The sequence below is a fragment of the Kytococcus sp. HMSC28H12 genome (assembly GCF_001816045.1).
Taxonomy (GTDB): Bacteria; Actinomycetota; Actinomycetes; order Actinomycetales; family Dermatophilaceae; genus Kytococcus; species Kytococcus schroeteri.
Window position 1 is genome coordinate 1 of sequence record NZ_KV824546.1, and the last position, 5,480, is coordinate 5,480.

Sequence of the window (5,480 nt, forward strand, 5' to 3'; positions counted from 1 at the left end):
CAGGTGCGCGAGCGTGAGCGCCTGCGCGACCGGGGTCCACGGCGCCGGGAGGCCCTCCCAGGCAAGGGCGCCCGTGACACCCCACCGCCGCGCGGCCACCACCTGCCGCAGCTGGCCGGCGAGCGGTTCGCGGACCTCGTCGGCCACCACCTCCAGGGCGTCGGTGACGGCGCACCCGGAGTCCAGGGCCAGCGCGAGCATGTCGAGCACCGCGGCCAGGTCGTCGACGTCGGCCACCGGCTCCTCCCGCCGGGCGGGCAGAAGGCCGAACAGCCGCCGACCGCTGCGTTCCCGACGCCGCCCGCCCTCGCCACCGTCCGCGGCGGGAGACGTCGGCCACCAGAGGGCCACCGCGCTCGCGGACAGCAGGGCGACGAGCAGCACCGCGGGGTTCACCGGACCACCTGCCCACGCAGGGCGCGGCGCACCAGCCGACGCGAGACGGCCCACCCGACCACCAGCAGCACCACTCCCAGCACCGCGCTGGCCAGGCCGAGCGGCTGCTCGAGGTACAGCTCCCGGGGCGACCAGCCGAGCACCGAGGAGCCGGCCAGGCCCACCAGGGGCAGCAGCGAGAGCATGTACATGGAGGCCATCGCGCCCGAGGCCGCCGCCTGCGCCGTCTGCCGGCTCTCCCGGCTGCGCCGCACCGTGTCGGCTGCCGTGGCCACCGCCGGGGCGAGGGCCGCACCGGAGCGTTCCGAGAGCGCCCACGCGCTGGCCACGTGCCGCAGGGCCGGACTCTCGTGCTGCGTGGCCAGCTCCTTCCACGCCGGCCCCAGCTGCGAGCCCGCCGCAGCGGCACGGCGCACCGGGTCCAGCCAGGGCACCTGCGGCCCCGCGGAGGCGACGACCTCCAGCGCCGCGTGCGGGGGCAGGCCCGCCGAGAGCGCGCTGGACAGCCCGTCGAGCAGCCGGAGCACGGCGTCGTCGGTCACCCGCACCGTGCCGAACCGGGCCCGTGCCCGCCCGAGCAGTCCCCGCACCCCGGTGCCGGTGGCCGCCACCGGGTCCACCGCAAGCAGCCCACGCACCGAGGCCACCGTGGCCTGCTGCCGCGCGGCCCGCTCCCGGCGCCCAGCCAGATCGCTGAGGCCCAGGACCACCTCGTGGCGGGCCCGCACCGGCCACAGGACCCCGGCGCCCAGCACCAGCAACGCCACCAGCACCCCGGTCACGACGACCACCCCAGCAGGGCCTCGAGGCGCTCCCAGGCGGCCGCGGGCCGCAGCGCCCCGTCGCGGAAGTCCATCGCCGGCAGGCAGCGCACCCGGCCGTCGTCACCGGTCACGAGCACCCCCACCTGGGCCAGCACCCGCCGCTCGGGGAGCCGCCGCACGTGCAGCACGCAGTCCAGTGCGCTGCCCAGCTGGGCGTGCACCGCCTGCGGCGTCATGTCCGCCAGGGCACCCAGGGCCTCGAAGCGCGCCACCACGTCCTCGATGGCGTTGGCGTGCACCGTGCCGCACCCACCCTCGTGCCCGGTGTTGAGCGCCGCGAGCAGCTCGCGCATCTCCGGACCGCGCACCTCACCCACCACCACCCGGTCGGGTCGCATGCGCAGGGACTGCTTGACCAGGTGCGTCATGTCGATGGCGCCGCGCCCCTCCACGTTGGCCGAGCGGGACTGCATGCGCACCACGTGCGGGTGCTGCACCGCCAGTTCCCGGACGTCCTCGACCACGAGGATGCGGTCGGCGGGGTCCACCAGGCTGAGCAGGGTGGCCAGCAGCGTCGTCTTGCCGCTGCCGGTCCCGCCGGAGACCACGAACGCCAGCCGTCGGGCCACGAGGTCGCGCACCACCCGGGCTCCGAGCTCGTCGAGCGTCCCCAGCCGCAGCATCTCCTCGACGCTGGGCACCACCTCCCGGGGAACACGCAACGAGAGGTGCGCCGCCCCGTCCACCAGCGGGGGCAGCACCGCGTGCAGCCGGATGCCCCCGGGCAGTAGCCCGTCCACGCATGGTGCGGTGTCGTCCAGGCGCCGCCCGGCCAGGCCGGCCAGGCGCACCGCCAGCTGGCGCAGGTCCTCGGCCGAGCCCATCGGTGTGGCGTCGCGCTCCAGGCCCCGGCCGCGGTCCACCCAGACCCCGTCAGTGCCGTTGACCAGTACGTCGGTCACCCCGGGCTCGGCCAGCACGGGCTCCAACGGCCCGGCCCCCAGCACGCTGCGGCCCAACCGCTGGGACCGCTCGCGCACTCCTCGGTCCCCCAGACGCAGCCGCTGCGCCCCGGCCACCTCACCGACGGTGCGCTCGCTGGGAGCCCGCCCGCGGGAGATCTGCTCACGGATGCTCGACGGAGCGCTCACGACACACCCTCCACCGCACCGAGCAGCAGGGTGTCGGCCGCCTCGCGCACCGGCCCGTCGAACGCCCCGACGGGCCGCCCCTCCCGCTCGCACCGCCCCACGGTCGGGTCGTCGGCCAGCACGCCCTGCACCGGCAGCCCCGTGAGGTCCTCCACCGCGGGCACCAAGGCCCCGCCGGGGCGGTCCGTGCCACGCACCAGCAGGGACGCGTCCCCGGGCAGGGCGCCCAGCGTGCCGCGCAGGGCCGGCGCGACGGCCACCGTGGTGGGGCTCGACCCCACGAGCACCCACACGCCGTGGCACCAGCTGGCCCACCCGAGGAACTCCCCGGACCCCACCGGCGGCAGGTCCACCAGCACGAGGTCAGCGACGCCGGCCACCGCCCGGCGCGCGTGGTGCACCACGTGGCGGGGCAGGTCGGTCCACACCCCGGACCCGATGCCGTCGCGCGCCAGCAGGGCCACGCCGTGCGCCCTAGGCAGGGCGCCCACGAGCTCCTCGCCGGGCAACGCCCCGTCGCTGCGCACCAGGTCGTCCCAGTGCAGGCCGGGCGCGGACTCCATGCCGAGGGCGATGGCCAGCGCCGTGCCCCAGCGGGAGGTGTCCACGGCCACGGTGCGCAGTCCCGCCGAGGCCGCGCGCAGCGCCACGGCAGCGGTGAGGGTGGAGGCCCCCAGCCCGCCGGTGGCCCCGCCGATCCCGATCACGTGTGTCGTCATGGCCAGAACGATCGCGCCGGCCAGCACCCCCGCGCCGGGCCTCGACGGCACTCCTGTGGACCAGCCCCCGAGCCCGTCGGCAGAACACCCCCGGGCCTGTGGAGAACGGGAGATCCCCCGGGCAAAGCGAAGGCCCCAGCCGGGGGGGCAGCTGGGGCCTTCTGGCGCGCCATGCCCTGGGGGGGAAAGGCAGGTGCGCCGCGCGCTCAACCCGAAGGGAGCGCGTTGCAACCATAATGCACCCCGCTCGGGGCGAAATGCAAGACGGAACCGGACCACCCGGCCCCCGTCACACCCCCGGGAGCCGCCCGACCCGCACCGCGTCGCAGATCCGCTCCCCCGCCCGCGCCCCGCCGACGACTGCGTCACACACGTGCCGCACCCACAGTGCCACGCCCTCCGGGGTCCCCGTGGCGTAGGCCGCAGCGGCCCCCAGGTACTCCACCCCGCCGCCCGGGCGGTGCCCCGCCTCGACCACCGCCACCCCCATCGGGTCGAGCCCGCGGGAACGCACCACGGCCCGTTGCACCGCCCGCGCCACCACGCCGTTGCCACGCACGAAGGGACGCACCGCCAGCACCTCGGCGTGGGCCACGGCCGCCACCACCACCGCCGGCACCTCGGGGGGCGCGGTGAGCACCTCGCGCAGCCCAGCCAGCCGCTGCTGCACCTGCCGCACGTCCGGCGCCGGACCCATCTCCGTGAGCTCCCGCACCTGCTCCCCCTCGGCGCGGGGACGCCCCAGCTGGTCGTCGGCCACCAGCCCCCGGGCCGCGGCGGTGTGCAGGCGCGCCAGCACCTGGCTCGGCGAGGAACCCACCAACCCCTCCAGGTGCACCGCCTCCTCGGTGGCCCGCACCGCGCCCCGCACCACCGCCTCCACCGGGTCGGGCGCCGGCGACCAGGCGCGCGCCCCCACCATCGCCTCGCGCACCCAGTCCACGGGCAGCTCGGCCCCCTCCAACGATGCCGACGCCCACGCCCCGTGCACCCGCGCCTCGGTGGCGCACTCGGCGGAGCGCCGGCGCAGCGCCTCGTGCCAGCGCAGGGCGGTGCAGGCGTCGCGCGCCGCGTCGGCCGCCTCCCGCACGCCGGACAGCTCCGCCACGCGCAGCAGGGGGTGGGCGGAGGACGACGTGGGGGGCTGGACCATGCGCACAGCGTAGGGACCGGTCCCGGCGTGAGACGCGGCACTGTGCGGGGTGTGGACTGGCGCCCCGGCACGGCGGGGCGCACAATCGGGAGAAGACTCACTAGCATTGCCGCAGAACCGACGACGGGAGTAGTCATGGCCATCCCGGCCTCCAAGACCAACGTTTCCACCACCGGCCGCACCTCCGCGTCCGTGACCGAGCGCGCGAACGAGCGGTCCCTCGGCCAGATCGTCAGCGACGCCGCCGCCAACGCCCAGTCCCTGGTCCGCGACGAGATCGCCCTGGCCAAGGCCGAGATCAACCAGGACGTCCAGAAGGGCATCAAGACCGGCGCCGGCTTCGGCATCGCCGCCGTGCTCGCCGCCTACGGCTTCGGCATCCTGCTCATCGCCGCCGCCCTGGCGCTGGCCCTGGTGCTGCCGCACTGGGCCGCCTTCCTCATCGTGGCCGCCGTGCTCTTCGTCTTCGCCGGCATCGGCGCCCTGTTCGGCCTTTCGCAGATGAAGAAGATCAAGGGCAAGCCGGAGCGCGCCATCAAGGCCGCCGACCGCACCCAGAAGACGCTCAAGGCCGCGGCCGACCCCAACACCACCACGCCGCGCTCCTGACGTCCCGCCGGGACTGCGACGCACCGCGACGGCGGTCACCCCACCGGGGTGGCCGCCGTCGCCGCGTCCGGGGACGGCCCGGCTCCCTCAGCGGTAGCCGTCCGGCACGTCGCGGACGTCGCGCGGGTCCCACGGCCGGTCGAGCCCACCGAGGCGCAGCACGGTGGAGAGCAGCCACCCCGTGTACCCCCAGACGAACAGTCCGTCCACGTCGAAACCCGGCGTCGTGCGCCCCACCCCGGGTAGTCGGGCGGTGAAGCGCCGCGCCGGGTCCACCAGGTGGCCCAGCGGCACCACGTGGATGCTGGCGACCTCCAGTTCGCTGCCCACGGACAGGGCGTGCGGCCGCTCCCACCAACCCACCACCGGGGTCACCGGGCGGAAGCTGGGCGCCACGGGCAACCGCGGCAGGCGGGCCACCATCTGCACCGATGCGGGGTCGAGGCACACCTCCTCGGTCCCCTCGCGGAGGGCGGCCTGCTCTGCGGTCTCACCGGCGTCCACCCCGCCACCGGGGAAGGACACCTGGCCGGCGTGGTGCGCCAGACTCGACCCACGGCGGGTGAGCACCACCCCCTCGGGCCCCACGAGCACGAGGACGGCCGCGTCACGGCGAGCAGGCACCCCCTGCGCCGGCGGCGTGGCCAGCGGGCGGGCGAGGCGCTCCATCGGCGCGGCGTCGACGCGG

6 protein-coding genes and 1 pseudogene are annotated in these 5,480 nt (G+C 76.5%); 1 reads left to right on the forward strand and 6 read right to left on the reverse strand.

Annotation, left to right across the window (positions count from 1 at the left end; all coding sequences use genetic code 11):
- From HMPREF3099_RS08150 to HMPREF3099_RS08170, 5 genes and pseudogenes are all read right to left on the reverse strand, one after another.
- Positions 1-396: pseudogene (locus HMPREF3099_RS08150) on the reverse strand (hypothetical protein); the annotation flags it as partial.
- A complete protein-coding gene (locus HMPREF3099_RS08155; protein ID WP_083323629.1) occupies positions 393-1,187 on the reverse strand; it encodes a type II secretion system F family protein in 795 nt (264 codons plus the stop codon). The gene HMPREF3099_RS08155 and the pseudogene HMPREF3099_RS08150, both read right to left, overlap by 4 nt.
- Positions 1,175-2,311, reverse strand: coding sequence for a TadA family conjugal transfer-associated ATPase (locus tag HMPREF3099_RS08160; RefSeq protein WP_070705514.1), 1,137 nt, complete (start codon positions 2,309-2,311; stop codon positions 1,175-1,177). Before HMPREF3099_RS08160 ends, HMPREF3099_RS08155 begins: the two co-directional genes overlap by 13 nt.
- Positions 2,308-3,030, reverse strand: a complete 723-nt coding sequence (locus HMPREF3099_RS08165; protein ID WP_141762079.1) for a CpaE-like family protein — start codon at positions 3,028-3,030, stop codon at positions 2,308-2,310. Before HMPREF3099_RS08165 ends, HMPREF3099_RS08160 begins: the two co-directional genes overlap by 4 nt.
- 289 nt (positions 3,031-3,319) lie before the next feature.
- Positions 3,320-4,183, reverse strand: coding sequence for a Fic family protein (locus tag HMPREF3099_RS08170; RefSeq protein ID WP_070705517.1), 864 nt, complete (start codon positions 4,181-4,183; stop codon positions 3,320-3,322).
- Between the two features lie 135 nt (positions 4,184-4,318).
- On the opposite strand from HMPREF3099_RS08170, the gene HMPREF3099_RS08175 reads away from it, so the two are divergent.
- On the forward strand, positions 4,319-4,792 hold the full coding sequence (locus HMPREF3099_RS08175) for a phage holin family protein (RefSeq protein ID WP_083323630.1): 474 nt from the start codon (positions 4,319-4,321) through the stop codon (positions 4,790-4,792).
- Positions 4,793-4,879: 87 nt separating this feature from the next.
- Here the strand turns inward: HMPREF3099_RS08175 and HMPREF3099_RS08180 are convergent.
- On the reverse strand, positions 4,880-5,480 hold a 601-nt coding region (locus HMPREF3099_RS08180), incomplete at its 5' end, for an NUDIX hydrolase (protein ID WP_237769799.1).